This is a genomic window from Nocardioides sp. BGA-UO-ETr-FS32, from assembly GCF_059567905.1.
Genome location: NZ_JCAQOX010000015.1, coordinates 254,376 through 280,304, shown reverse-complemented (window position 1 = coordinate 280,304; position 25,929 = coordinate 254,376). Strand labels below are relative to the sequence as shown.

23 protein-coding genes are annotated in these 25,929 nt (G+C 71.2%); 8 read left to right on the top strand and 15 right to left on the bottom strand.

Annotated features, from left to right (window positions below; translation table 11 throughout):
* Positions 1-54: 54 nt before the first annotated feature.
* The 6 genes from AC57BS_RS14895 (at position 55) to AC57BS_RS14870 (ending at position 3,693) form a co-directional block, all read left to right on the top strand.
* Positions 55-546 (top strand): hypothetical protein, encoded by a 492-nt coding sequence (locus AC57BS_RS14895; protein WP_496412214.1) that lies wholly within the window; start codon positions 55-57, stop codon positions 544-546.
* Positions 547-626: 80 nt separating this feature from the next.
* A complete protein-coding gene (locus AC57BS_RS14890) occupies positions 627-998 on the top strand; it encodes an ArsR/SmtB family transcription factor (protein ID WP_496412213.1) in 372 nt (123 codons plus the stop codon).
* Positions 995-1,516: an SRPBCC domain-containing protein gene (locus tag AC57BS_RS14885; protein ID WP_496412212.1), complete on the top strand. Its 522-nt coding sequence runs from the start codon at positions 995-997 to the stop codon at positions 1,514-1,516. The genes AC57BS_RS14890 and AC57BS_RS14885 overlap by 4 nt, the downstream gene beginning before the upstream one ends.
* Positions 1,516-2,094, top strand: a complete 579-nt coding sequence (locus AC57BS_RS14880; protein WP_496412211.1) for a TIGR03086 family metal-binding protein — start codon at positions 1,516-1,518, stop codon at positions 2,092-2,094. Before AC57BS_RS14885 ends, AC57BS_RS14880 begins: the two co-directional genes overlap by 1 nt.
* Positions 2,091-2,690, top strand: coding sequence for a dihydrofolate reductase family protein (locus AC57BS_RS14875; RefSeq protein ID WP_496412210.1), 600 nt, complete (start codon positions 2,091-2,093; stop codon positions 2,688-2,690). Before AC57BS_RS14880 ends, AC57BS_RS14875 begins: the two co-directional genes overlap by 4 nt.
* A gap of 46 nt (positions 2,691-2,736) precedes the next feature.
* Positions 2,737-3,693, top strand: coding sequence for a ketopantoate reductase family protein (locus AC57BS_RS14870; protein WP_496412209.1), 957 nt, complete (start codon positions 2,737-2,739; stop codon positions 3,691-3,693).
* 72 nt (positions 3,694-3,765) lie between these two features.
* Here the strand turns inward: AC57BS_RS14870 and rplQ are convergent, their stop codons facing one another.
* From rplQ to AC57BS_RS14815, 11 genes are all read right to left on the bottom strand, one after another.
* A complete protein-coding gene (gene rplQ, locus AC57BS_RS14865) occupies positions 3,766-4,509 on the bottom strand; it encodes a 50S ribosomal protein L17, sunset domain variant (RefSeq protein WP_496412208.1) in 744 nt (247 codons plus the stop codon).
* A gap of 112 nt (positions 4,510-4,621) precedes the next feature.
* Positions 4,622-5,638: a DNA-directed RNA polymerase subunit alpha gene (locus tag AC57BS_RS14860; protein ID WP_121141540.1), complete on the bottom strand. Its 1,017-nt coding sequence runs from the start codon at positions 5,636-5,638 to the stop codon at positions 4,622-4,624.
* A gap of 112 nt (positions 5,639-5,750) precedes the next feature.
* Positions 5,751-6,359, bottom strand: coding sequence for a 30S ribosomal protein S4 (rpsD, locus tag AC57BS_RS14855; protein WP_496412207.1), 609 nt, complete (start codon positions 6,357-6,359; stop codon positions 5,751-5,753).
* 28 nt (positions 6,360-6,387) lie between these two features.
* Entirely contained in the window at positions 6,388-6,783 is a 396-nt protein-coding gene (rpsK, locus tag AC57BS_RS14850; RefSeq protein WP_056906616.1) for a 30S ribosomal protein S11, read from the bottom strand.
* A gap of 73 nt (positions 6,784-6,856) precedes the next feature.
* A complete protein-coding gene (gene rpsM / locus AC57BS_RS14845; RefSeq protein WP_056599771.1) occupies positions 6,857-7,231 on the bottom strand; it encodes a 30S ribosomal protein S13 in 375 nt (124 codons plus the stop codon).
* Between the two features lie 193 nt (positions 7,232-7,424).
* Positions 7,425-7,538 carry a 50S ribosomal protein L36 gene (rpmJ, locus tag AC57BS_RS14840; RefSeq protein ID WP_004008316.1) on the bottom strand — a complete coding sequence of 38 codons (114 nt, stop codon included), beginning with the start codon at positions 7,536-7,538 and terminating at the stop codon, positions 7,425-7,427.
* Positions 7,539-7,601: 63 nt separating this feature from the next.
* Positions 7,602-7,823: a translation initiation factor IF-1 gene (gene infA, locus AC57BS_RS14835; protein WP_056599768.1), complete on the bottom strand. Its 222-nt coding sequence runs from the start codon at positions 7,821-7,823 to the stop codon at positions 7,602-7,604.
* 203 nt (positions 7,824-8,026) lie between these two features.
* On the bottom strand, positions 8,027-10,507 hold the full coding sequence (locus AC57BS_RS14830; RefSeq protein WP_496412206.1) for a transglutaminase TgpA family protein: 2,481 nt from the start codon (positions 10,505-10,507) through the stop codon (positions 8,027-8,029).
* On the bottom strand, positions 10,504-11,673 hold the full coding sequence (locus tag AC57BS_RS14825; protein ID WP_496412205.1) for a DUF58 domain-containing protein: 1,170 nt from the start codon (positions 11,671-11,673) through the stop codon (positions 10,504-10,506). The genes AC57BS_RS14830 and AC57BS_RS14825 overlap by 4 nt, the downstream gene beginning before the upstream one ends.
* A 20-nt stretch (positions 11,674-11,693) precedes the next feature.
* Complete coding sequence (locus AC57BS_RS14820; protein WP_496412204.1) at positions 11,694-12,665, bottom strand: AAA family ATPase; 972 nt, start codon at positions 12,663-12,665, stop codon at positions 11,694-11,696.
* Positions 12,666-12,702: 37 nt separating this feature from the next.
* Positions 12,703-18,984: an Ig-like domain-containing protein gene (locus AC57BS_RS14815; RefSeq protein ID WP_496412203.1), complete on the bottom strand. Its 6,282-nt coding sequence runs from the start codon at positions 18,982-18,984 to the stop codon at positions 12,703-12,705.
* Between the two features lie 204 nt (positions 18,985-19,188).
* On the opposite strand from AC57BS_RS14815, the gene AC57BS_RS14810 reads away from it, so the two are divergent.
* Positions 19,189-20,337 (top strand): FHA domain-containing protein, encoded by a 1,149-nt coding sequence (locus AC57BS_RS14810; RefSeq protein WP_496412202.1) that lies wholly within the window; start codon positions 19,189-19,191, stop codon positions 20,335-20,337.
* The gene (locus AC57BS_RS14805) at positions 20,334-21,743 is read left to right on the top strand and encodes a serine/threonine-protein kinase (protein WP_496412201.1); all 1,410 of its coding nucleotides are present in this window, start codon (positions 20,334-20,336) and stop codon (positions 21,741-21,743) included. The genes AC57BS_RS14810 and AC57BS_RS14805 overlap by 4 nt, the downstream gene beginning before the upstream one ends.
* 34 nt (positions 21,744-21,777) lie before the next feature.
* On the opposite strand, the gene AC57BS_RS14800 is transcribed toward AC57BS_RS14805, so the two are convergent.
* The 4 genes from AC57BS_RS14800 to secY form a co-directional block, all read right to left on the bottom strand.
* Entirely contained in the window at positions 21,778-22,812 is a 1,035-nt protein-coding gene (locus AC57BS_RS14800) for a TerC family protein (protein ID WP_496412200.1), read from the bottom strand.
* Positions 22,813-23,017: 205 nt separating this feature from the next.
* Positions 23,018-23,842 carry a type I methionyl aminopeptidase gene (gene map, locus AC57BS_RS14795; RefSeq protein ID WP_496412199.1) on the bottom strand — a complete coding sequence of 275 codons (825 nt, stop codon included), beginning with the start codon at positions 23,840-23,842 and terminating at the stop codon, positions 23,018-23,020.
* Positions 23,843-23,850: 8 nt separating this feature from the next.
* On the bottom strand, positions 23,851-24,426 hold the full coding sequence (locus AC57BS_RS14790; protein WP_496412198.1) for an adenylate kinase: 576 nt from the start codon (positions 24,424-24,426) through the stop codon (positions 23,851-23,853).
* Positions 24,427-25,722: a preprotein translocase subunit SecY gene (secY, locus tag AC57BS_RS14785; protein WP_496412197.1), complete on the bottom strand. Its 1,296-nt coding sequence runs from the start codon at positions 25,720-25,722 to the stop codon at positions 24,427-24,429.
* Positions 25,723-25,929: the final 207 nt, after the last annotated feature.

Here is a 25,929-nt window from a genome sequence, read left to right as displayed (position 1 = left end):
GCTGGCCCACGAGGTGGTGACCGACCGCCCGGCAGCGCCTAGGCTGACGGCGAGATGACCCGGTCCCGAGGTGTCAGCCGAGCCGTCGCCCTCCTGGTCGCGACGTTCTCGCCGGCAGCCCTCAGCGTCCCGTCGGCCTCGGCGGCAGCCCCCCGCACCGCCGTAGCATCCGCGGGCGACACCGACGGCGACGGGCTCGATGACCTCGTCGACGGCTGCCCGGCGGTGGCGTCGTCGAACCCGACCGGCTGCCCCAGCGCCTCGCGTACGGCCCGCCTGCGCTGGGTCGAGGGCCGCGACCGGCTCGAGGCCAGGATCCTCTCCCCGGAGCAGACCTGCGCCTCGCGCGCCCGGGTCAACCTGTGGCGCGTCCGGCGCGGTGGGGACGTCAAGGTGGACGGCGCGACCGCGTCGTACGCCGGCCGCCAGCGCTTCCGCGCCAAGCGACGTGCGACCTACTACGTGACGGTGTCGCCGTCCTACAGCTCGGGCAGGGCCGAGTGCCTCAAGGCGGTCTCGAGGAAGGTCCGGGTTCCCCGCCCCTGAGACTTGTTCAACCACATGGTTGACAACGCCGGCCGTCCGTCCTACCTTTTATTCAACCGCTCAGTTGAAGAAGGTGCCTCGTGACCGACCAGCTCTCCCGCGTCTTCGCCGCCCTCGCCGACCCGACCCGCCGCGACATGGTGGCCCGCCTCACCGAGGCCGACCACACGGTCAACGACCTGGCAGCGCCCTACGAGGTCAGCCTCCAGGCGGTGTCCAAGCACCTCAAGGTGCTCGAGGAGGCCGGCCTGGTGACGCGGAGCCGTGAGGCGCAGCGCCGGCCCGTGCACCTGGAAGCCGAGGTGTTCGACCTCATGACGAAGTGGATCGAGCGATACCGCCGACAGGCCGAGGCGCGCTACACCGCGCTCGACGGCGTGCTCGCGCGGATGCAGGACGAGGAAGACCCCACCCACACCAGCGACAACCGCACGGAAGGAACCGCATCATGACCACCACGCACAGCCCCGACACCACCACCCGCTTCCCCGAGGCCGCGATCCTGGCCGACGAGCACGTCCCCGCCATCCACATCTGGCGCGACTTCACCGCCACCCCGGCCCAGCTCTTCCGCGCCCACACCGACCCCGAGCTGTACGCGCAGTGGATCGGCCCCGACGACGTCGGCGCCGACATCACCCACTGGGACGCCCGCGACGGCGGCAGCTGGAGCTACACCGCACGCGGCAGCGACGGTCGCGAGGACTTCGAGACCTCCTTCCGCGGCTGCTTCCACACCGTGCGCGAGGACCGCATCGTGCAGACCTTCACGTGGGACGGGATGCCCGACGACGTGGCCCTGGAGACGATGACCTTCGAGGACCTCGGCGACGGGCGCACCCGCCTGCACGCCATGAGCCTGTGCGACTCGTTCGAGGGCCGCGACGCCTGGCTCCGCAGCGGGATGGAGGTCGGCGTCAACGACGGGTACGCCGCGATCGACCGGATGCTCGCCGCGGGCACGGTCTGATGGCCCTCCCGGACGCCCCGGCCGCCCGCCACCGCGCCGTGGCCGGGGAGTTCTCGCGGCTGGTCGGCGGCACCCGCGACTGGTCCGCGCCGACGCCCGTCGCCGGCTGGAGCGCCCGCGACGTGGTCGACCACCTCGTCACCTGGTTCCCCGGGTTCCTGTCCTCCGGCGGCGTCGACCTCGCCGCCGGGCCGTCGGCGGCCGACGACCCCGCGGCGGCCTGGCAGCACCACGCCGACGCCGTCCAGGCGCTCGTCGAGGACCGCGGGGCGGAGGACTTCACCCACCCCTCCCTCGGCACGCAGCCGCTCGCCCGGGCCGTCGACCGGTTCTACACCTCCGACGTGTTCATGCACTCCTGGGACCTGGCGCGCGCGAGCGACCAGGACGCCGGGCTCGACGAGGACTTCGCCGCCGAGCTGCTCGGCGGGATGGTTGCCATGGAGGACGCCCTGCGCAGCTCCGGGCACTACGGCCCGGCCGTGCCCGTGGCCGCCGACGCCCCCGTCGTCGACCGGCTGATGGGCTTCATCGGTCGCGATCCGGGCTGGCAGCCCGGGACGGGAGGCACGCCGTGAGCACCGTCGTGATGCACAACGTGGTCTCCCTCGACGGGTTCGTCGCCGACCCCGACGACGACCCCGGCCCCCTGTTCGACTGGTACTTCAACGGGGACCAGCACCTCGCCGCGCAGGAGATGGACGACCCGGCCCCGGGCGGCCTGCGGGTGTCGCGGGCCTCCTACGACCACGTCCGCCCGGTCTGGGACGGCATCGGCTGCATGGTGATCGGCCGCCACCTGTTCGACATCACGAACGGGTGGGAGGGTCGACCCCCGACGGGTGAGCACGTGGTCGTGGTGTCCCACCGCCCGAAGCCCGAGGGCTGGCACCCCGAGGCGTCCTACCACTTCGTCGACGGCGTGGCGCGCGCAGTCGCGACCGCGCGCGAGCTGGCCGGGGACGCCACCGTCTCGGTGGCGGCCGGCGACGTGGGCGGACAGGCCTTCGCACTCGGTCTCGTCGACGAGGTGGCGATGGACGTCGCGCCGGTCGTGCTCGGCACCGGCAAGCGCTACTTCGGCTCGGTCCAGACCCAGCACCTGCTCGAGGACCCGCATGTCGTCGTCCAGGGCGACCGCGTGCTCCACCTGCGGTTCCGCGTGCGTCGCTGAACCGGGCGTCGCGGGAGCGTCCCCGGGCTCCCCCTAGGGTGAGCTCATGCGCTATGTCGTGTACGGGGCCGGCGCGGTCGGTGGAGTCATCGGAGGCCGACTCGCCCTGACCGACCACGCGATGACCCTCGTGGCCCGCGGGGCACACCTCGAGGCGATCAGGGCGGGTGGGCTGGTCCTCGACGCCGGCGACGGCCGCCACCGCATCGACGCCCCCGCCACCGACACGGCCGCGGAGGTCGGCTGGACCGACGACACCGTCGTGCTGCTGGCCGTGAAGTCGCACCAGGCGGGCGCCGCGCTCACGGACCTGCGTGCCCACGCCCCGGCCGGCGTACCCGTCGTCTGCGCCACCAACGGCATCGCCACCGAGACCGCGACGCTGCGGCTCTTCGCGCGGACGTACGCCGTGTGCGTGATGCTGCCCGCCACCCACCTCGAGCCCGGGGTCGTGGTGGCCGGGTGCCACCCGACCCCGGCGATCCTCGACATCGGACGGTTCCCCGGCGGGACCGACGCCGTCACGGCGGCCGTGTCGGCCGACCTCCGAGCGGCGGGGATCTCCTCGGAGGAGCGCGAGGACATCATGGCCAGCAAACGCCGCAAGCTCATCATGAACCTCGGCAACGGCGTGGACGCCTCCTTCGCGCAGGGCGACGCGGCCGACGAGCTCGCCGCGCGGGCGCAGGCCGAGGGCGAGGACGTCCTCGCCGCCGCGGGGCTCACCCTCGTCACCGCTGAGCAGGACAGCGATCGCCGCGGGGCGATACTCCGACGCCGCCCCGACCTCGAGCGCTCCGGCGGGTCGACGTGGCAGAGCCTCGCCCGCGGCACCGGCGACTCCGAGATCGACTACCTCGCCGGCGAGGTCGTGCTGCAGGGCCGGCTCCTGGGCATCCCCACCCCGGTCAACGAGGCCGTCGTCGCCGCGACGCGAGCCCTGGCGTACGCCGGGGGTCCCGCCCGCAGCCTCGATGCCGCCGAGGTCCTGGCGCGCCTGTGACGGCTCGCCGGGATGCGACGAGGCCCGCCACCCCAGCGGGGTGACGGGCCTCGTCGTGGCGTTGCTAGGCGATCACTCGCCGGCGCGCGTGAAGCCCGCGGCCTCGGCGGACTCGACGGAGTCGAACCACACCTCGGCCTCGGTCTGGGCGTACCACTGGCTGTCGGGCTCGTGGAACTTCATCGAGTTCTCGTTGCCCTTGATCGGGAAGCCGTCGGGGGCCTCGTCGACGTTCTCCATCGGCGCGTGCGAGCCGGCGTACTTGCCAGCCACGTTGCCGTCGGTGACGCCCTCGTCGGCGGCGACGACGGCGACGTCCTGACCCTCGATCTCGACGACCTCGGTCTCACCGTCGACGTGCTCGGCCTCCACCTCGGCCGGAGCAGCGGTCTCCTCGGCGGCGGGCGCCGGAGCGGCAGCAGCCTCGGTCTTCCTGGTCGAGGGAGCCTTGGGGCTGTAGGCCTCGGTCACGAGCTCGATGACCGCCATGGGGGCGTTGTCGCCCTTGCGGGGGCCGATCTTGGTGATGCGCGTGTAGCCACCGGGACGCTCGGCGAAGGTCGGCGCGATCTCGGTGAACAGCGTGTGCACGACCGACTTGTCGCGGATGGTCTTGAGGACCTCGCGACGGTTGTGCAGGTCGCCACGCTTGGCCTTGGTGATCAGCTTCTCCGCGACCGGGCGCAGCAGGCGCGCCCGGGTCTCGGTGGTGGTGATCCGGCCGTGCTCGAACAGGGCGGTCGCCAGGTTCGAGAGCATCAGGCGCTGGTGGGCGGGGCTGCCGCCGAGGCGGGGACCCTTCTTGGGCTTGGGCATGGTGTGCCTTCTTCCTCTCGGGCCGTGTCAGGTACCCGGGTAGACGACCGGCCCAGCATGCGCTGAGCCCGGTCGGTTTTCGTGGGACGGCCCCGTGGTCGGGGCCGGGAGATCAGAGCTGCTCGTCCTCGATGAACGCATCGTCGTCGTCGTCGCCGTAGGCGGCGAGGGCGGCGTGCGGGTCGAAGCCGGGCGCGCTGTCCTTGAGCGAGAGGCCCATCTCGACGAGCTTGGCCTTCACCTCGTCGATGGACTTCGCGCCGAAGTTGCGGATGTCGAGCAGGTCCTGCTCGGAGCGGGAGATGAGCTCACCCACGGTGTGGATGCCCTCGCGCTTGAGGCAGTTGTAGCTGCGGACCGTGAGCTGCAGGTCCTCGACCGGCAGGGCCAGGTCGGCGGCGAGCTGCTCGTCGACCGGCGACGGGCCGATGTCGATGCCCTCGGCCTCGACGTTGAGCTCGCGGGCCAGGCCGAAGAGCTCGACGAGCGTCTTGCCGGCCGAGGCGATCGCGTCGCGGGGACGGATCGACGGCTTGGTCTCGACGTCGATGACGAGCTTGTCGAAGTCGGTGCGCTGCTCGACTCGGGTGGCCTCGACCTTGTAGGTCACCTTGAGCACAGGGCTGTAGATCGAGTCGACCGGCATGCGGCCGATCTCGTTGTCGGCGCCCTTGTTCTGCACGGACGACACGTAGCCGCGGCCACGCTCGACCACGAGCTCCATCTCCAGCTTGCCCTTGTCGGACAGCGTTGCGATCTTGAGCTCGGGGTTGTGCACCTCGACACCGGCGGGCGGGGTGATGTCGGCGGCGGTGACGTCACCGGCACCGGACTTGCGCAGGTACATCACGACCGGCTCGTCGTGCTCGGAGGACACGACGATGCCCTTGAGGTTGAGGATGATCTCGGTCATGTCCTCGGTGACGCCCTCGATGGTCGAGAACTCGTGGAGGACGGAGTCGACCTTGATGCTGGTGACCGAGGCACCCGGGATCGAGCTGAGGAGCGTACGACGCAGCGAGTTGCCGAGCGTGTAGCCGAAGCCGGGCTCGAGGGGCTCGATGACGAACCGCGAGCGGAACTCGTCGACGGTCTCTTCCGTGAGGGTCGGGCGCTGAGCGATAAGCACGGAGTTTTTCCTTTCCGGATCCACCCACTATTTGACGGATCCGAACATGGTGAGGAGTGATGTGGAAGAGGGGCGACGGTGGCCGCCCGGAGGGACGGCCACCGACGGTGGATCACTTCTTGGAGTAGTACTCCACGATGAGCTGCTCCTGGACCGGCACGTCGATCTGCGCGCGGACCGGGACCTGGTGCACGAGGATGCGCATCCGGGACGGGATGGCCTCCATCCACGCGGGGACGACGCGCTCGCCGTGGGTCTCGCGGGCGACGATCAGCGGGGTCAGCTCGAGCGACTTCTCGCGCACGTCGATGATGTCGTGGTCGGTGACCTGGAAGGACGGGATGTCGACCTTCTTGCCGTTGACCAGGAAGTGGCCGTGCACGACGAGCTGGCGGGCCTGGCGGCGCGTACGGGCGAAGCCGGCGCGGTAGACCACGTTGTCGAGGCGGCACTCGAGCAGCTGCAGGAGGTTGTCGCCGGTCTTGCCCTGGCGGCGGCTCGCCTCCTTGTAGTAGCGGACGAACTGCTTCTCCATCACGCCGTAGGTGAAGCGAGCCTTCTGCTTCTCACGGAGCTGCAGCAGGTACTCGGACTCCTTGATGCGACCGCGGCCGTGCTGGCCGGGGGCGTAGGGACGCTTCTCGAAGGCGGCGTCGCCGCCGACGAGGTCGACACCGAGACGGCGCGACTTGCGGGTCATGGGACCGGTGTAGCGGGCCATGTGTCAGTCTCTCTTTCTCAGTCTCGGGTCAGACGCGGCGGCGCTTGGGCGGCCGGCATCCGTTGTGCGGGGTGGGCGTGACGTCCTGGATGGTGCCGACCTCGAGGCCGATGGCACCCAGTGACCGGATGGCGGTCTCACGACCCGAGCCCGGACCCTTGACGAAGACGTCGATCTTCTTCATGCCGTGGTCCATGGCGCGACGGCCGGCGGCCTCGGCAGCCATCTGCGCGGCGAAGGGGGTGGACTTGCGCGAGCCCTTGAAGCCGACGGTGCCGGCAGAGGCCCACGAGATCACCGCACCGGTCGGGTCGGTGATCGTGACGATGGTGTTGTTGAACGTGCTCTTGATGTGGGCTTCGCCCTGGGCGACGTTCTTCTTCTCCTTGCGGCGGACCTTGGTCGCGCGGCTCTTGGGAGGCATTCAGTAACTCCTGTGAGGTTCTGGTCTGGAAGCTTCGTGGGAAGAGGTCAGTGACACGCCGTGAGGCGTACGGTCACTTGGCCTTCTTCTTGCCGGCGACGGTGCGCTTGGGGCCCTTGCGGGTGCGCGCGTTGGTCTTGGTGCGCTGGCCGCGGACCGGGAGGCCCATGCGGTGGCGGCGACCCTGGTAGCTGCCGATCTCGATCTTGCGGCGGATGTCCGCCTGGACCTCACGGCGGAGGTCACCCTCGATCTTGAAGTTGGCTTCGATCTCGTCGCGAAGCTTGACCAGCTCCTCGTCACCGAGCGTGTGGACCCGGGCGTTCGGGTCGACGCCGGTGGCAGCCAGGAGCTGCTGGGCGCGGGTACGGCCGATGCCGTAGATGTAGGTGAGTGCGATCTCGATGCGCTTGTCGCGCGGGAGGTCGACACCAACGAGGCGTGCCATGTGGCGTTTCCTTGTCTGTCTTCGCAGTGGTTTCTGGTCGTGTCGCGTCCCATCCCGCCTCGGGTGGGCTCCGGCCAGTGCTCCGGAGGTGACTTCGACTCAGGCGGTGCCTGGCCTAGCGATCACGTTGTGGGTGATTCAGTTGTTGCTGGTCGTGCCTGATCGGCGCGGACGGCGGAGCCGGCCGCGGCGGTCAGCCCTGCCGCTGCTTGTGGCGGGGGTTCTCGCAGATGACCATGACCCGGCCGTGACGGCGGATGACCTTGCACTTGTCACAGATGGGCTTGACGCTCGGGTTGACCTTCATGCCAACAAATCCTTGCTGCTCGGCTGGCGCTTGCGCAGATGGTGATCTCGCAAGCTCGATCACTTACTTGTAGCGGTAGACGATCCGACCTCGCGTGAGGTCGTACGGCGAGAGCTCCACCACGACCCGGTCCTCGGGGAGGATCCGGATGTAGTGCTGTCGCATCTTGCCGCTGATGTGCGCGAGCACCTTGTGCCCGTTGGCCAGCTCCACGCGGAACATGGCGTTGGGAAGGGCCTCCACGACGGTGCCCTCGATCTCGATCACGCCTTCTTTCTTCGGCATGTCCTCCACAATCTGTCGTCTCGTTGTCTACCGTGGCCCGGGAACCGCCCGGCACCTGCTGCGCAGGTGACCGGTGGACCTCGTGGGCGGATCCGGGAACCTCTTCCCGGGGCACGCGCGCGAGCGTCTGACGACGATCGCACGAGGTCCGGGCAGCCGCGAGGCACCACGAAACACAGCCCACGTTGGGCCGACGCACCAGTTTAGTCAGGCCTACGTCGAGAACGCCAATCAGCGAGGCCGCGCAGCCGGCCCGCGGCGGTCGCGACACGCCCGGTTGCGGGGGTCGGCGCGTCGCCGGCGGTGTGGGAGGCGGTGTCGGGCTCGGCGTCGGGCGCCGTTCCCCTGCCCGGGGACGTACGCCGCAGCGACCGCAGGCTGACCGCGGCCCGGACGCGCTGCCACCGGCCGACCTCGTGCGACATCGCACGGCGCTCGGCGTCGATGGACTCCCAGTAGGTCGTCGCCGCGGCCACCTCGGGTGCGCTGGGCCCGAAGACGAAGCCGTCCGCGCGCCGGGCGAGCACGCCGGCCTGCCCCGACACGATGCCGACGGACTGCTCGCGCCGGGTGACGGTCGGACCGAGCGGGACGACCTGCCCGAGGTCGCGGGCGTGGTCGACGAGCTCGCGCCAGGCCCCGACGAAACGAGCCGACGGCGACTCGGCGCTGCGGCGCCGGTGCCGGCGCCACGCCTTCAGTCCGACGACGGCACCGAGCAGCAGCGCGACCAGCAGCAGCGGGCCGCCGACGTAGGTCAGCACGACCCCGATCCAGCCGGGCACACCCGGGATCAGGCCCTCGTCCTCCTCGGCGGCCTCCTTGCGCTTGGCCTTGCGCTCCTTGAGGTCGGCGTCGCTCTGCTCCCCGGCGTCGGAGGGCGGCGGGATCGGGTTCGGCGGCGGGATGACCGTGCCGGACATCGGCGTGTTGGTCTCGGGCACCTGGTCGGCGGGCGGGGTGGTCGACATGAACGCCTCGGTCGGAAGCGTCTTCCACGAGCCGTCCGCGGCCCGCAGCTCCACCCAGGCCGACACGTCCTTGCCGGTGACCCGGCCGCCCTCGGGCACGACCGCTCCGAGCACGACGCGCGCCGGGACACCGATGTCGTTGGCGATCAGCGCCATGGTGGCGGCGTACTGCTCGTCGTTGCCGACGATCTGCGGAGCGTTGACGAACTCGTCGGCCAGGCGCCACACGCTGTGGCCGGCGACGTAGATGCGCTCGGTGCGCCCGATCCCGTCGGAGTACTTGCCCTCCGACCGCAGGTGCTCGGCCGCGGCCAGCACCCGGTCCATCGGGTCGGGTCCGGCGTCCTCGGTCCACTTGTCCGTCGGCCCCTGGATGAACCCGGCACCCGTCGGCAGCGGGGTCAGCTCCGAGGAGCCCACGGTCTCCCCGGTCAGCTCGTCGTCCGGCTGGACGGCGGTGAAGGAGTAGCGGTCGCCCGGCTGCAGGCCGGTCGGCACGACCGCGGTGGAGGTGGCGAGGTTGTAGCGGAAGACCTCGGCCGTGGCACGCGGGTCACCGGTCTCGAACGCCATCGACCGGAGCGCCCCGACCGTCGGCAGCCACACGCCGGTCCAGCCCTCGCCGAGCGTGACGGTGGCCTCCACCTCGGCGCCGTCGACGGGGTTGTCGATCGTGGAGGACACCCGCTGGAAGGAGTCGTCGGCCGGCCCGGGGAGCGCGTTGTCCGTCGCGCCCCAGACCATCCCGTCGTAGCGGTCCATCGTGGCGAACCGGATCCGCGTGTCGGCCGGGACGCCCTCGATGTCGAGCAGCGTCTTGTCGTAGACGTTGGCGGGGTCGGACCTGCCCTTGAGGTCGACGTACTTGCGGAAGCCCGCGAGCGGCGAGGGATAGCGCCCGATGTCGAAGGGCGGCTCGACCCAGTTGCGGGCGACCGTGCGGGCGTCGTCGCCGTCGGTGAACAGGGCGCTGACGGGGTGGGCGACCGCGGCCGCGAGGCCGAGCATCGCGACGGCGCCCACCCCCCGGACGTACGACGTGCTGCCCCCCTGCACGGTGGCACTGGCCCGGCGGGCCCGGACCGCCAGCCACCCGAGGGCCAGCGCGGCGAAGACCGACCCCTGGAGCAGCAGCGACTGCGGGTGACGCACGCCGAGCAGGATCACGCCCGAGAGCAGGACCGTCATGCCGACGACCGGCAGCATCGCGGCCAGCCACGCCCGGCGTACGGGGAGGTGCGCGAGCGCGAGCCCCACCAGGCCGGCCAGCATGCCGGAGAGCCACGGCAGGACCAGCAGCGGTCCGTCGCCGTCGACCGGCGGCAAGGTGGTGAGCAGGTCCTTCCAGCCGAAGATCGCCTGGTCGGCCACCCTGGCCAGCGTCGCCGCACCCGGCAGGGCGTACGTGTCGCCCAGCGAGCGCAGGGCCAGCGGTCCGCCGAGCAGGAAGAACAGCACGAGGCAGATCACGACGGCCGAGATGATCGGCCACCCGGCTGCCCGCGTGAGGTGGGTGACGGCCACCGCGACGACGGCACCGATCAGGCCCACCACCAGGTAGGCGCTGCCCGTGAACGAGGTCCCGAAGGCGCTCAGGGCCACACCCGCGAGGGCGAGGGTGAAGGCGATGTCGACCCACGCGTGGCGGTCGGGGACGAGGGCGTGGGGGCGCACGCGGGTGCGGGTGCTGGTCGTGCCGGTGGTGAGTCTCATCGCACGCTCCAGCGGAGGAGGCCGCCGAGGTCCTCCTTGGCGGAGAGGTGGAGGACCGGCAGGCCACCGGTCTCGGTCACCCGGCTGGTGCCGGTGGGGTCCACGACGATGCCGAAGCGGCGCACCTCGGGCGGGAACGCGGCCGCCGCGCGGAGCAGGTCGGTGAACGCCGACTCGCTGCCGCCGACGAAGAAGGCCAGGCTCGTGTCGGGCGCGAGCATGGTGGCCTGGCGGCCGGACTCCACGAGCCCGCGGTCGCCGAAGTCGGCCCGGCACACCGCGTCGAGCGCGAGGTGGCCGTCGGAGCCCGAGGAGGCGTGCGCGCCGCAGACGAACGAGACGTCGAACTCGTCGAGCACCGCGCGGACCGCGATCGAGGCCGCCACGGCCATCGCGGTCTCGAAGTCCTCGGGGTCGGCCCACGAGCCGAGCCGGTCGTCGACCACGATCGTGGCGTGGCTGCGCCGGGTGTCGAGGTACTGGCGGACCAGCAGTGCCGACTCGCCGGTGGACGCCATCACCTTGGCCGAGGACCGCCAGTGGATGTGGCGCAGGTCGTCGCCGGGGACGTACTCGCGCAGCGCGTGGAAGGCCAGGTCGCTCTGGCTGACGGCGTCGGTGGAGACGCCCTCGAGGTCGCGGAGCAGGCCCGCACCGAGGGACTCCATCGGGACGAGGTGCGGGCGCACCAGCACCTCGCGCACCGGGGTCCAGACCACGTCGCGCGAGAAGATGCCGATCGGGTCGCCGCGCCGGGTCATGGCCGGTCCGACCGCGATCACCCCGCGCCGCTCCGTGCGGATGGTGAACGACTCCTCGTGGGTGGCGCCGGGCGCCAGCGAGCTGATGCCGTAGCGGTGCACGGCGGACCCCACCGGCACCTCGAGCGTGGTGGGGACCAGCCGGGAGCTCGCCCGGTTGACGACGAGGACACCGGCCGCCACGGACTCCCCCGCCGCGACCCGCTCGGGCTGCAGCCGCAGGTCGACCGACACCGAGGTGCGGCCCAGCAGGAACGGCAGCGCCAGCACGATCAGCGCCAGGCACGCGGCGCCCAGGACCGCCAGCTCACGCCAGTGCGTGGCCGTGGCGACCAGGAGCGCACCCAGGCCCAGGGCGAGGACCAGCCAGCCGATCGGCTTGATGACCTCCAGCGCGTCGTTCAACCGCTGCCTCATCGGGGTCGTCAGGTCCCCACGCGATCGGTCGGCGGGGCCACGGAGTCGAGCAGCCGCGAGATGACGGTCTGGACGTCCACACCGCTGAACTGCGCCTCGGCGTCGAGCAGCAGCCGGTGCGAGAGCACCGGCTCCGCGAGGTCCTTGATGTCGTCGGGGACGACGTGGTCGCGACCGTCCGCGGCCGCCCACGTCTTCGCGACCCGGACGAACGCCAGGCACCCGCGCGGGGACAGGCCGAGCTTGACGTGCGGCTGGCGTCGCGACTCCTCGGCGAGCTCGGCGACGTAGCCCACGACGGCGGGGTCGACGTAGACCTCGTCGGCGAGCCCGCTCATCTGCGCGATCGTCGCGGCCGTGATGACGGGGGTGACCAGGGCGGCGCGGTCGCGGATCGCCGCGTTGTTGAGCAGCTCCACCGTGGCCTGCCGGTCGGGGTAGCCGACCGACGTCTTCATCAGGAAGCGGTCCAGCTGCGCCTCGGGCAGGCGGTAGGTGCCGGCCTGCTCGATGGGGTTCTGGGTGGCGATCACCAGGAACGGCCTGCCGACGGGGTGCGCGACTCCGTCGACGGTGACGCGACCCTCCTCCATGACCTCGAGCAGCGCCGACTGCGTCTTGGGCGAGGCACGGTTGATCTCGTCGGCCAGCACGATCGTGTGGAAGATCGGCCCGGGGTGGAACTCGAAGGTGCCCTTGTGCTGGTCGTAGACCGTCACGCCCGTGACGTCGGACGGCAGCAGGTCGGGCGTGAACTGGATGCGCGCGTGGCTGCCCTGGACGGTGTTGGCGAGGGCCCGAGCCAGCATCGTCTTGCCGGTGCCCGGGAAGTCCTCGAGCAGGACGTGACCCTCGGAGAGCAGGCAGGTCAGTGCCAGCCGTACGACGTGGCGCTTGCCGAGGACGGCCTTCTCCATGTTGTCGGTGAGCTGGTCGAAGGTCGACTTGAACCACTCGGCCTGTTCGTGGCTGATCGTCATCGCGTTGTTCCTGTCAGGGGGTCTGGGTTCGGGTGCATCAGTCGTTCTTGACTTCCCACGAGACCGTGGACGAGTTCGTCTGCAGCCCGGTGGTGTCGGTGCACGTGACGGTCACCGTGCCGCCCGGGGCGTACCACTCGGTCTCGATGCCGCTGCCGGGGTGGTTGGAGCTCTGGAGACCGGGGTTGCCGCTCGTGGGGTTGAGCACAGCGCCGTCGACGGAGCAGTTGTAGTTCTCCAGGAAGCCCTCGGTCGCGAGCCGGATCGTGCTGCAGCTGTTCACGAGGCAGGCGGGCTGGCTGGGGCTGGTCTTGCAGGCACGCGTGGTGTCGAGTCCGTCGCCACAGGCCTGACCTCGGGCGATGCTGACCGTCGGGGCGGGCGGGAGCCCGGACTTGGTCCGGTTCTCACCCTCGTCCTCCCCCCTCCCCGACCTGACCGGGTCGAAGACGACCACGCTGAGCCGGACGTCCTGGTTGAAGCTCGCGGTCGTGTAGGTCTTGGTCTGCACGCTGAACTGGCCGGTCACGCCGGGCTGGGTGGTGACCGGCTGCTCGCCGTCACTGTCGAGGTCGTAGCGGACGGACACGGGCGCGCCGTTGGCGGTGCCGGTGATCACCCAGTAGATGTTCTTGCCGTTCACGACCGGACGGATCTCGGTGAGGGAGTTCCCGAGCGGGCCGTAGCTCTGCGCCTGTTTCGCCCCGCTCAGGGTGCAGCCCGCGGGCGCCTTCTCGTTGCACACCCGCAGCTCCACGTTGTAGGCCTGCTCGTTGCTCGGCATGCTGACCTTCGTGGTCACGGTGCCGGTCGTGTTCGGCAGCGGCCTGGCGACCACGCCGCCGACCAGGACGTCGACGTTGCTCACGCTGCCTCGTGAGTCGGGCACCGTGAAGGTGACCTGCACCTCCTGGCTGACGCCGGTGGGGGCCACCGACCAGTCCGACCAGCCCGCCGGTCGTCCGACGAGCGCCACGGAGCCGCCCTCGCTCGGCGCCGACCGGTTGCCCGGCTCGCCCTCCGGCTGGTTGGCCGCGACCACGCGGTAGGTGTAGGTGAGCCCGTCGTAGGGCAGCCCCGAGTGGGTGCACGTCAGCGAGGCGAGCCGCTGGCAGCCCGACACGGTGCCCGAGGTCTGGCCGTTGGTGTAGGTCACGGTGTAGACGGCAGGCCCGGGGCCTTCGGCCTGCACCGCCTGCCAGCCGATGCGTACGTCGGTCTGGTTGGCGCCCGACTGCAGGTCTGTCGCCGTCGGCGCGGCAGGCGCCGGCGGGGTGCCGAGCGGCTGGAACTCCGTCGACGAGCGCGGCAGGGAGTACTCGATGCGGTTGCGTGCCCGGACGGTGAAGACGTACTTCTCGTTGTTGTTGAGGCCCGTGGCGGTGAACTCGGTCTGCTCGCCGGGGATCTCCGAGGAGCCCCCTCCGACCCACGTGACGGAGTAGTTGAGGATCCGCGAGGTGTTGGTGGCCGGCTTGTCCCACGCGATGGTGATCGTGCCGTCGCCGCGGCTCTTCATCCGGATGTTCTGCACCCGCCCCGGCGCGGTGTCTGCCCGCGCGGAGCGCGACAGCTCGCTCCACTCGCTCGCGCCGACGCGGTTCACGGCCTGCACGCGGAAGCTGTAGTTGCCTGCGGAGTCGAGCTTGCGGAAGACGCACTCGTTGGTGGCGCAGCGCTGGGTCGTTCCCTTGCGCTCCTCGCGCACGACGTAGTGGGTGATGGGCGCACCCCCGTCGTCGTCCGGCGGCTTCCACGACATCTTGATCGTGCCGACCTCGTCGGAGACCGGGTAGGGACGCGGCTCGCCGGGCTGCGACGGCGTGCCGATCACCTGGAACTGGATCCGGGCGTCGGCGCGGCGCTCGGGCGGCGGGTCCGAGGACGAGACGTCGCTGACGACGAGGCGGAAGCCCGCCTGCACGCCCCGCGTGTCCTTGGCCGCGGTGAGGGTGAGCCGGCTGCCGTCGGCGCTCGCCCGCACTCCGGGGTTGCCGATGTTCTCGACCGAGACGATGCTCGGGGACGGGTCCGCCACACCGGCCTGCAGGTAGGCGCCCACGTCGAAGGTGCGGGTCTGCCCGGCCTCCATCGTCTCGACCTTGATCGGCAGCATGGTCGGCGGCGGCGCCTGGGCGAGGCGGAAGCGCACCACCTCGGTGTTGCTGTCGCCGGCGCGTACGGCGAGGACGGCCTCCCCGCCCTGGGTGGCGGAGTCCGAGGCGGTGATCGCGACGACGGAACCGACTGCGTCGCCGACGCCGACCCCGGCCAGGTCCTGGCTCCACTGGGCGTCGTAGGTGAGGCCGACCGCGTCGCGCGGGTCCACGGTGAAGACCTTGCAGAACGTCGCGATGTCGAGGTCGTAGCGTTGGCCGGCCGCGATCGGCACGACCGTGTCGGGGCACTCGAGGGAGGGCGTGTCGTCGCCGACCTGCACCGGGATCGACAGCAGCACGGTCGCGCCGTCGGCGGTCGTCGACGTGTCCTCGTTGCCGCTGGCGTCCGCGGCCGAGGTGACCTCGACCAGGACCGCGCCCGGGCCGCGGAACCCCGGCGCCGAGCTCAGGGTGAAGCCCCGCTCGCCGTCGGAACCGGCCTGCAGCGCGGACGGCGACGCCGACCAGGAGCGGCGACCCGAGGCGAGCCGTACCTCCGCGTCACCGGGCGCCTCGACGTAGTCGGCGAGCTTGCCGGTCATGGAGTCCCCGGGGTCGAGCTCGATGAGCGTGCCGTCCGGGACGTAGGGCAGGCCGTTGCCGGTCGGGGGGATGTAGACCGACGCCGCGCTCGACGAGCCCTCGGCGTCCTCGACCACGAAGGGCAGGACCTTGGGCGCGGTGCCGCGGTCGGCACGCACCTCCACCCCGTCCACGACGGTCGCCCCCGCGCCGACATCGGTGACCTCGAGCGCCTCGGCCGGGCCGTCGGGGTCGTACGCGCCCTCCAGCACGTCGACCAGGACGCTGCCGCTGTCGTTGGCGCGCCCGAACGCGTCGTAGACGACCGGCGGGTTGTTGAACGAGCTCGCCGTCTGCAGCGTCATGGTCGCGCGGGACTCGCTCAGCCCGTTGGACACGCTGTAGACGATCACCACGGGCGGCGCGTCGAGCGAGTCCGGGGCGGGGACGCTGACGAGGTTGGTGTCCTGGTCGTGGGTGACCCCGTCCGGCGCGTCGAGCAGCTCGATCTCGGCGGCGTCGCCGGGGGCGATGAAGTCGTTGGCGAGGGGGTCGAACGTGGCGGTGCGCCCCGGCTCGACGGTCAGCCGGTCCTCGACGGCCAGCGGAGGCTGCGGCTGGCCGGGCTTGACGACCGCCACGCGCGCGGTGCCGGTCGCGAACGCGCCCTGGGCGTCGACGACCGAGTAGGTGAACTCGTCGGTGCCGACCGTGCGCGGGTAGGCCTGGTACTCGAGGAAGTTGCCGCCGTAGGACACGATCCGGCCCAGGCGAGGGGCGGAGGTGACGCCGGTGACCGTGACCGGGTCACCGTTGCGGTCGACACCGACGCCGGGCACGCGGATCTTGATGGTGTCGCCCGAGACCACCCGTCCCTCCAGCGTCGGGGGCTCCGGCGGGTCGTTGGGATCGTCGGCCGGGACGACGGTGACCTCGAGCAGGCCGTTGGCCCGCTTGCCCTCGAGGTTCTGGGCGACATAGGTGATGGAGTAGGTGTCGCGCTCCTTGATCTTGTCGGGGGCGACGTAGCGCACGACGCGGCCCGACACGAAGGCCTTGCCGACGTCACCGGTGACGTCGATCGGGGCCACCACGTCGAGCCGTCCGGGGGCGTCGGTGTCGACGAGGTCGGCCAGCAGGGTCAGGCGGTCGCCGGCGGGCGACACGTCGTTGTCCAGGACCGGGGCCGAGACCGCGGCGCCCGCGCGGACGACGACCTTGTCCGCGACCGTGATCGGGGTGTTGTCCTCGGGCTCGGCGCGCTGGGTCACCACGACCTCGCCGCGTACGCCGGAGCTGGGGCCGTTGGTGATCGTGTAGGACACCGTCTGGGTCTTCGGCAGCAGGTCGGGTTGGATGGCGGAGATCCGCAGCCAGCGGCCCTCGACGATGGCGACGTCGAGCTGGCCGGCCCTGTCCCCCGACGCCCGCTGGACGGTCAGCAGGCCGCCGGCCGGGTCGAGGTCGTTGGCCAGCACGTCCACGATGCCGGGGGCCTGGCCGTAGAGCGTGAGGGTGTCGGGCATCGCGACCGGGGCGGCGGCGCGCTTGGGCGGGGGCTTCACGTCGACCCGGACGGTGCCCTGGTCGAGCGGTGCGTTGCCGTAGCCCGCGTCGTAGCGCAGGAAGTAGGTGCCCGCGCGGTCGCCGGTGAAGGTCAGCTGGCCGGACTCGAGGTCGGAGACGACCTTCGCGCCGGGCTGCTGCGGGACCTTGGCCCCCAGGACGAGCTCGGCGTCGAGGTCGGTGGGGTCCGAGCCCGGGAGGTCGTTGAGCAGCGGACGGATCTTGATCGGCTTGCCGACCTCTCCGCGGACGACGTCGGGCTCGGCACTGGGCGCGAACGCGTTCTGGTCCGAGCGCGCCTGGACCTGGAAGCTGATCGCCTTGCGGACCGGCGCCGAGCGGCCGTCGGTGACGCCGAACTCCACCCGGACGAGCTGCTGCTGGGCCGCGGCGTCGCCGGTCGGGGCGGTGAAGCGGATCCGGCCGTCGGCCGTCGTGCGCGCCCGCGCGCCGGACTCCTCGCCGCCGACAGCCTGCGCCGAGTCGAGCAGCAGGGTGTCGCCGTCGCGGTCGTCGCGCCAGTCGGACAGCACGGGGACGGAGAGCGCGCCGCCGTGCGGCACCTTGTAGGTGGGCTTCTCGTAGCCCTCGCGGAGCGCGGGCGCCTCGTTCTGGGCGTCGGCGCGCACCTCGATGTCGACGGCAGCCTGGGCCGAGACCCCGTTGCGGCCGTCGTCGATGTAGTAGTCGAAGGTCGCCGGGCGGGCGTCCTCGGGCATCTGCAGCACCAGGGTCTGCCCGTCCGGGCTGATCTCCACGCGGGCGCCGCCCGAGGGCTGGTCGACGTCGACGATGCTCAGCAGCCGTCCCTCGGGGGCGGAGTCGTTGTCGAGCGGGTGCAGCACGGTGGTGCGGCCGGCCCGCACGCCGTAGGAGTCGGGCTTGGCGCGGGGCGGGCGCCGGTCGGCCTCGCTCTGGTTCTCGTTCTCGTCGTCCTCGTCGTCCTTCTTCTTCTTCGACGTGAAGGAGTCCCAGTTGTCGATCCTGACCGGCTTGTCCGCCTGGACGTCCCAGACGGTGCCGCTGTTGGCGTCGTTGAGCACGATCTCGCCGCGGTTGACCCGGAAGGCGAGGCTGCTGGCGTTGCCGGTGAGGTCCTTCTCGTTGACCTCCTGCGACCCGCACTGGACCGCCACGGCGCCCAGTCCGCCCGACCACGCGCCGAAGACGCAGGCGCCGAGGCGTACGGGCGCGGCCGGGTCGCCCGACAGGTCGGAGACCGAGGTGGTCTCGCCCGACTCGAGGTCGATGCTCAGCAGCCCGTCGGGGGCACCGACCAGGACGGCGTCGTACGACGGGCCGGACTGCTGGAGCACGCTGTCGGGCGGGACGGACGCCGTCGCGCCCCCGACCACGGCCAGGACGCCGGCGTCGGCGTCGAGGGTGACGATCCGGTCGCCGACCGTGGTGACCTCCGAGACGCTCCCCGCGTCACCCGGGAGGTCCGCGACGACGGGCTTGCCGAACGCCGTGTCCCGGGGTGCGAGCGTGGTGACGGTGCGCTCCTCGGTCGAGGTGACCACGACCGTGCCGTCGAGGCCGACGGCGAGGGCCGCTCCCTCGCCGGCCTCGGCGAGCGGGTCGGCCTGCCGGTCGACCACGCTCATCAGGGGCTTGCCGAGCTGGCTGTCGTAGCGCACGGCCCAGACCTCGCCGGTCTCCGTGTCGGCCGTGGCGAGCGTCCCGCCGGCCATCCGCACGTCGCCGTTGACCGGGACCGCGGCCGAGCCGCCGTCCTGGGCCTCGAGCCGGCTGGTCTCGATGGACTGGCCGCGGGCCGCGTTGCGGTTGAGCGTGACGACCGCGGCGCCGTCCTGCACCACGTCGAGCCGTGCCTTGCCGTCCTGGCCGGGCACGACGCCGTCGAGCTGGTTGATCGGCTTGTTGAGCCGTCCCGACCAGCCCAGCTTGCCGTTGACCACCCAGACGCCGCCGTCGTTGAGCTCGGCCTCGTGCTTCTTGTAGCCCTCGGCGGAGAGCGCGTAGGCCACGACCGCGGCCGAGGCGACCGCCAGGGCGACGCCCGAGGCGATGCCCACCCTGTGCCGACGCAGAGCCGTCCCACGTGCCACGCCAGTCCCCCTTGGCCCCCCGGATGACGTGCGCCCGCCGCAGTCACCCAGAGGAGGGTATGTATGTCTCGGAGGTTCCGACAAGTTTCCGACCAATCCTGATCATGTGCGCGGGACAGGTCCGATGGGTGATGATGGAGCGGTGGGCGTGTACGAGGGGAGCCGACGTTGATCGTGGAAGCGCGGTACGCCAGGGGGGCTGGCGTGCTCGTCGGCAGCGGAGCCCACTGGGTGCTGCTCACCGACCCCGGCGACGAGCAGGTCGTGCAGGAGATCTGGGACGTGCTGGCGATGCCGGCGACGTCCGGCGCCGGCGTGCTCGAGCGCGTGACGGCGATCGTCGAGAAGGCGTTCGAGGGTGATCCACCCGCCCTCGCGGCCGTCGACTTCACCTCGGGGGCGTCCTCGACGCTCTCGCGCGGCTCCGGGCACGTACGCCTCGCCGGTCCGTCACGCGTGCTGAGCCTCGACGCCGGGGCGGATCCCGCGGAGCTGCCGGCGACCCGACGCCTCGTCGGCGGGGTCGTGGCGGCCGACCGCGTGGACCTGACGCCCATGTCCGCCCGCACCGCTCCCGCCCCGACGCCCCGAGCCCGGGAGGTCGCGGCGCCGCCGGCGTCCGCCGCGCTCATCGACGGCATCCCGGAGGCGATCCTGGCCGCCAAGGGACCCGAAGGTCCTCCCCCGCGCACCCGCGTGCGCCGGCCGGTCGAGGACACCGGCTCGCTCATGGACACCTCCGAGCCCGACCCGCTGGTGGTCCAGCGGATCGAGGAGGGCGCCCACACCACCATCCGCCCCGCGTCCGACCCGCACGCCGCCCCCGAGCCCGACGACCACGACGGCGCCACCACGATGCGACCGTCCCACCTCGCGCACGGCACGGTCCCGACGGTGCTGGCGGTCAGCTGCCCGCTCGGGCACCTGACGCCACCGGTCTCACCGCAGTGCCGGGTCTGCCACCAGCGGGTCGCCCCGCAGGAGCCGCGCCGCGTCGACCGGCCGGCCCTCGGCGGCCTGCGGCTGCCCACCGGCGAGGTGGTGCCGCTGGACCGCGGGGTCGTGCTCGGCCGCAAGCCAGCTCCGCCCACCGGCAGCAGCGACTGGCCGCACCTCGTGCACCTGCCGTCGGACCACTCCTTCGTCTCGCGCCGGCACCTCCAGATCGAGCTCGACGGCTGGGACGTCGTCGCCCGGGACCTCGACAGCCGGGGTGGCACCACCATCGCCCCGCCGGGCCGCGACGCCGAGCGCATGCGGCCCGGCGACGCCTACGTCCTCGAACCGGGCACGGTCCTCGACCTGGCCCACGTCTATGCGGTCCGCTTCGAGACGGGGGCGGTCGCCCGGTGAGCGCCCCGATCATCCCCGGGTTCGCCTTCGTCGAGCACCTGGGCAGCGGCGGCTTCGCCGACGTGTTCCTCTACGAGCAGCAGTGGCCGCGCCAGCGCGTGGCGGTCAAGGTCGTGCGCCCCGACGTGCCGCTGACCGACCGCGAGAAGTACCTCTTCACCGCCGAGGCCAATGCGATGGCCCGGCTGGCCGACCACCCCTACATCGTGTCGGTGATCACCGCCGGCGTGACCGCGGAGGGCGGGCGACCCTTCCTCGTGATGCGCTACTGCCCACCGCCGGACCTCGGCGTGCGCGTCCGGTCCAACCCGATGGCGCCCGTCGACGCGGTCTCCACCGGCATCAAGCTCGCGAGCGCGATCGAGACGGCCCACCGCTCCGGCATCCTGCACCGCGACATCAAGCCGAGCAACGTGCTCGTCACCACCTACCACGAGCCTGCGCTGACCGACTTCGGCATCGCAGGGCACATGGCCGACGTCGACGGCGACAGCGACGTCCGCATCTCCTACCCGTGGTCCCCGCCGGAGCTCCTCGACGGACGCTCCAACGGCTCCGTCGCCTCCGACGTCTACTCGCTCGGCGCCACGATCTGGCACCTGCTGGTGGGACGGTCCCCGTTCTCCATCCCGTCGGGCGACAACTCCACCCGGGCGCTGAGTGCACGGATCCTGCACGCCACGCCCCCCGCCACCCAGCGCCCCGACGTGCCGCCCGCACTCGACCGGCTGCTCCAGCAGTGCCTGGCCAAGCGGCCCGAGCACCGTCCGGCGAGCGCGCTCGAGCTGGCGCGCGCGCTCCAGCGGATCGAGTCCGCCGCCGGGTGGGCACGCACAGCCGTGGCGGTCGAGGGCGACCGTCCCGACGCGTCCGTGACGGCCTCGGAGGTCCCGGAGGCGCCGGAGGACGCCACCGCGATGAAGCCGGTGACGGTGATCTCGGCCAGTGGTCCGCGCCGCATCGCCGCCCAGGACGTCGTGCCGGTGGTCGACCCCGACGCCGAGGAGCCCGCAGCCAGGTCGGGCCTCGTGTGGGCCGGCGTCGGAGTCGCCGTCCTCGCGCTCCTCGTCGGCTTCCTGGTGCTCGGGGGTGACGGTCGCGAGGAGGACCCCGGGGTCGTCGTCCCCACCGAGTCCCGGACGCCGGACCCGGTCGTTCCGGACGTGCTGACCGAGGCGGTGGCCCTCACCGGCAGCCGCACCCCGCAGGGGGTGCTGTTCGAGTGGCGCCCGCCCGTGCCGGTCGAGCCGGGCGACTCGTTCAGCTGGCACCGCGACGACACCGACCAGTACGGCAGCACCGATCGCCGGCGACTGCTCGTACGCACCGACGCGCCCGTCTGCCTCGACGTCAAGATGACCCGCGGGTCCGACAGCTCGCCCCGGGCGAGCCAGTGCGTGTCCTGACCTCGCCGTGTCGGGGGAGGTCAGGACCCGGTCGTCAGTCGTCCTGCCAGTCGCGGCGCGGACCCGAGCGCGCGTCCTGCTCCGCAGCCGACATCCGGCTCGACGCCCACAGCGACAGCACGGCGGTGATGGCCAGCGTGGCGACGATGACCACGAGCGAGAGCCAGATCGGGATCTCGAGCCACGCGTAGTCGAGGTGCTCGCCGCCGTTGATGAACGGCAGCTCGTTCTCGTGCAGGGCGTGGAAGAAGAGCTTCACGCCGATGAAGGCCAGCAGGAACGCCAGGCCGTAGGACAGGTAGATCAGGCGCTGGAGCAGGCCGCCGATGAGGAAGTAGAGCTGCCGTAGGCCCATCAGCGCGAAGATGTTGGCCGTGAGCACCAGGTAGGGCTCCTTGGTGATGCCGAAGATCGCGGGGATCGAGTCCAGCGCGAACAGCAGGTCCGTGGTGCCCAGCGTGAGGATCACGATGAACATCGGGGTGATCATCCTCTTGGCGTTGTCGCCGGTGATGAACAGCTGCTTGCCGTGCCACTCCGAGGTCGCCGGGAAGCGACGCTCGATGAAGGCGACGAGCTTGTTCTCCTCGAACTCGTCCTCGTCCTCGTCCTCCGCGCCCTCCTTGGCGAGCTTGAACGCCGTGTAGACCAGGAACAGGCCGAACAGGTAGAAGATCCAGCTGAAGTTGCTGATCGCCGCGGCACCGACCGCGATGAAGATGGCGCGCATGACCAGCGCCATCACGATGCCGATCATCAGCGCGTACTGCTGGAGCTCACGCGGGACCGCGAACTTCGCCATGATGATGATGAAGATGAACAGGTTGTCGATCGAGAGCGAGTACTCGACCAGCCAGCCCGAGAAGAACTCCAGCGCGGGCGTGCCGCCGGAGGTGAACCACACGCCGAGGCCGAAGAGGATGGCCATGCCGACGTAGATGGAGAGGTAGGTCGCGGCTTCCTTCATGCTCGGCTCGTGCGGCCGCCGGCCGACGATGGCGAGGTCGAAGATGAAGATCGCGATGGTCACCACGGCGGTGGCGATCCAGACCCAGGTGGGGACGTCCACTCTGTTGCTCCTAGCAATGAGGCGAGTTCGGTGCCCGCGCGCAGCGCACGGACGCCGGAGGTCTCTTCCGCTCGCCGGACGACGGCGAACCAGTGGCACCGGGCGCCGCTCACGCGGCCGCCGTACTGACGACACCACTACCGGGGAATACTCCCCTCCAACCGCGCCAGTCTGTCACGCACCCTCGGGCGGAGCGAAACGGGCGTCAGCGTCCGCCGAATGGGACGCCGAGCTCGGCGAAGCGCGCCGCACCGCCGTCGACGGCCGTCAGCACCCACGCGCCCCGGTCGGTCAGGGTGAACGTGTGCTCGAAGTGGGCGGCGAACGAGCCGTCGACCGTGGCGACGGTCCACTCGTCCTCCAACAGGTCGGTGTGCTTGGTGCCGAGCGTCACCATCGGCTCCACCGCGAGCGCGAGGCCCTCCACGAGCGTGGGGCCGCGACCGCGACGTCCGACGTTGGGCACGTTGGGGGGCATGTGCATCTCGGTGCCGATGCCGTGCCCGGTGTAGTCCTCGAGGATGCCGTAGCGGCCCTGGCCGCGGACGTAGGTCTCGACGGCATGGCTGATGTCGGTGACCCGGCCGCCGAGGCGCGCCGCGGCCATGCCGCGCCACAGCGACTCCTCGGTGACGCGCAGCAGCTCGGTCACGTCGTCCGCGACCTCACCGACGGGGACGGTGATCGCGGCGTCGCCGTGCCAGCCCGCGACGATCGCGCCGCAGTCGATGGAGATGACGTCACCCTCGGCCAGCGTGCGCGGACCGGGGATGCCGTGGACCACCTCGTCGTTGACCGAGGCGCAGATCGTCGCGGGGAACGGCGGGTGGCTGTAGCCCTTGAACGACGGGATGCCGCCGTGGTCGCGGATGTTGGTCTCGGCGAGGGCGTCGAGCTCGAGCGTGGTGACGCCGGGGCGTACGGCCCCGCGCAGGAGCTCGAGGGTCTCCCCCACGAGCCGTCCGGCCACCCGCATGAGGTCGATCTGCTCGGGGGTCTTGATCTCGATGCCCCGGTCGCGGAAGCCCACGGGACCGCTCAGCTCCGCGGGATCTCGTCGAGCGCGGCGAAGATGCGGGCCGTCACGTCGTCGACCTCGCCCATCCCGTCGACCTCGACGAGGATGCCGCGCTCGCGGTAGACCTCGATCAGCGGCGCGGTCTGCTCGAGGTAGACCTCCTGGCGGCGCCGGATGACGTCCTCGGTGTCATCGGCACGACCGTCCGTCACCGCGCGCTGGAGCAGGCGCTGGACGAGCTCCTCGGAGTCGACGGTCAACACGACCACGGCGTCGAGGCGGTGGCCGGTGAACTCGATCATCCCGTCGAGCTCGGTGACCTGGGCGAGGGTGCGCGGGTAGCCGTCGAGCAGGAAGCCAGGTGCGGCGTCGGCCTCGTCGATGCGGTTGCGCACCATGTGGTTGGTGACCTCGTCGGGGACGTACTCACCGGCGTCCATGTAGCGCTTGGCCTCGACCCCGAGCGGGGTCCCCTGCGAGACGTTGGCGCGGAAGATGTCGCCGGTGGAGATCGCAGGGACGCCGAAGTGATCGGCCACGAAGCGGGCCTGCGTGCCCTTGCCCGCACCGGGCGGGCCCATGAGGATGAGTCTCATCTACTTCAGGAATCCTTCGTAGTTGCGCTGCTGGAGCTGGCTCTCGATCTGCTTCACGGTGTCGAGTGCCACGCCGACCATGATGAGGATGGACGTGCCGCCGAACGGGAAGTTCTGGTTGGCCTGGATCATCGCGAAGGCGACGAGCGGGACCAACGAGATCAGGCCGAGGTAGAGCGCTCCAGGGAACGTGATGCGGGACAGGACGTAGGACAGGTAGTCCTCGGTCGGCTTGCCCGCCCGGATCCCGGGGATGAAGCCGCCGTACTTCTTCATGTTGTCCGCCACCTCGACAGGGTTGAAGGTGATCGAGACGTAGAAGTACGTGAAGAAGATGATGAGGGCGAAGTAGGTCGCCATGTAGAGCGGGTGGTCGCCGCCGACGAGGTAGGTGCCGATGAAGTCCAGCACCGGGTTCTGGCTCTCCGGGTTGAACTGCACCGCCATCGCCGGCAGGTAGAGCAGCGACGAGGCGAAGATGACCGGGATGATGCCGGCCTGGTTGACCTTCAACGGGATGTAGGTCGAGTTGCCGCCGAACATCTTGCGCCCGACCATGCGGCGGGCGTACTGGACCGGGATGCGGCGCTGCGCCTGCTCGATGAAGATGACGCCCGCGACGAGGACCAGGCCGACCACCATGACGATGGAGAAGGTCACCCAGCCCTGCGAGGTCTGGACGCTCCACAGCGACGCCGGGAAGGTCGCGACGACCTGCGTGAAGATCAGGATCGACATGCCGTTGCCGATGCCGCGGTCGGTGATGAGCTCACCGAGCCACATGATCACCGCGGTGCCGGCGGTCATGGTGACCACCATGACCAGGAACGTGGAGGTGCCGTTGTCGTGCAGCAGGTCGCGGGTGCAGCCCTGGAGGAGCGCGCCGTTGCGGGCGAGGGCGACGATGCCGGTGGCCTGCAGGACCGCGAGGCCCAGCGTCAGGTAGCGGGTGTACTGGGTGATCTTGGTCTGCCCGGCCTGGCCCTCCTTCTTCAGCGCCTCGAGTCGCGGGATCACCACGACGAGCAGCTGCAGGATGATGGAGGCCGTGATGTAGGGCATGATCCCCAGCGCGAAGATGGTGAGCTGCAGCAGCGCACCACCCGAGAAGAGGTTGATCAGGCTGTAGAGCCCGCCCTCCTCCAGCTGGTCGATGCAGGCCTGAACGTTGGCGACGTTCACACCGGGGGTGGGCACCTGCGAGCCGAGCCGGAAGATCGTGATGATCAGCAGGACGAAGAGCAGCTTGCGCCGCAGGTCCGGAGTCCGGAAAGCGTTGGCGAACGCGCCTAGCACTGGTTCCTCTTTCGTATGGGTGCCCGGCCAGGATCGGCGGGCGGACGAGAAACCCTCACCGTCGTACGGCGGAGGGCCCGGGGAAGCCTAACAGTCGGGGTCCGACCCGCTTCACCCCGACGATGGGGAGAGAACGACGAAGGCCCGGCCGACAGTTCCCACTGTGCGGCCAGGCCTTCACCGGATGTGCGATCAGATGACCATGAG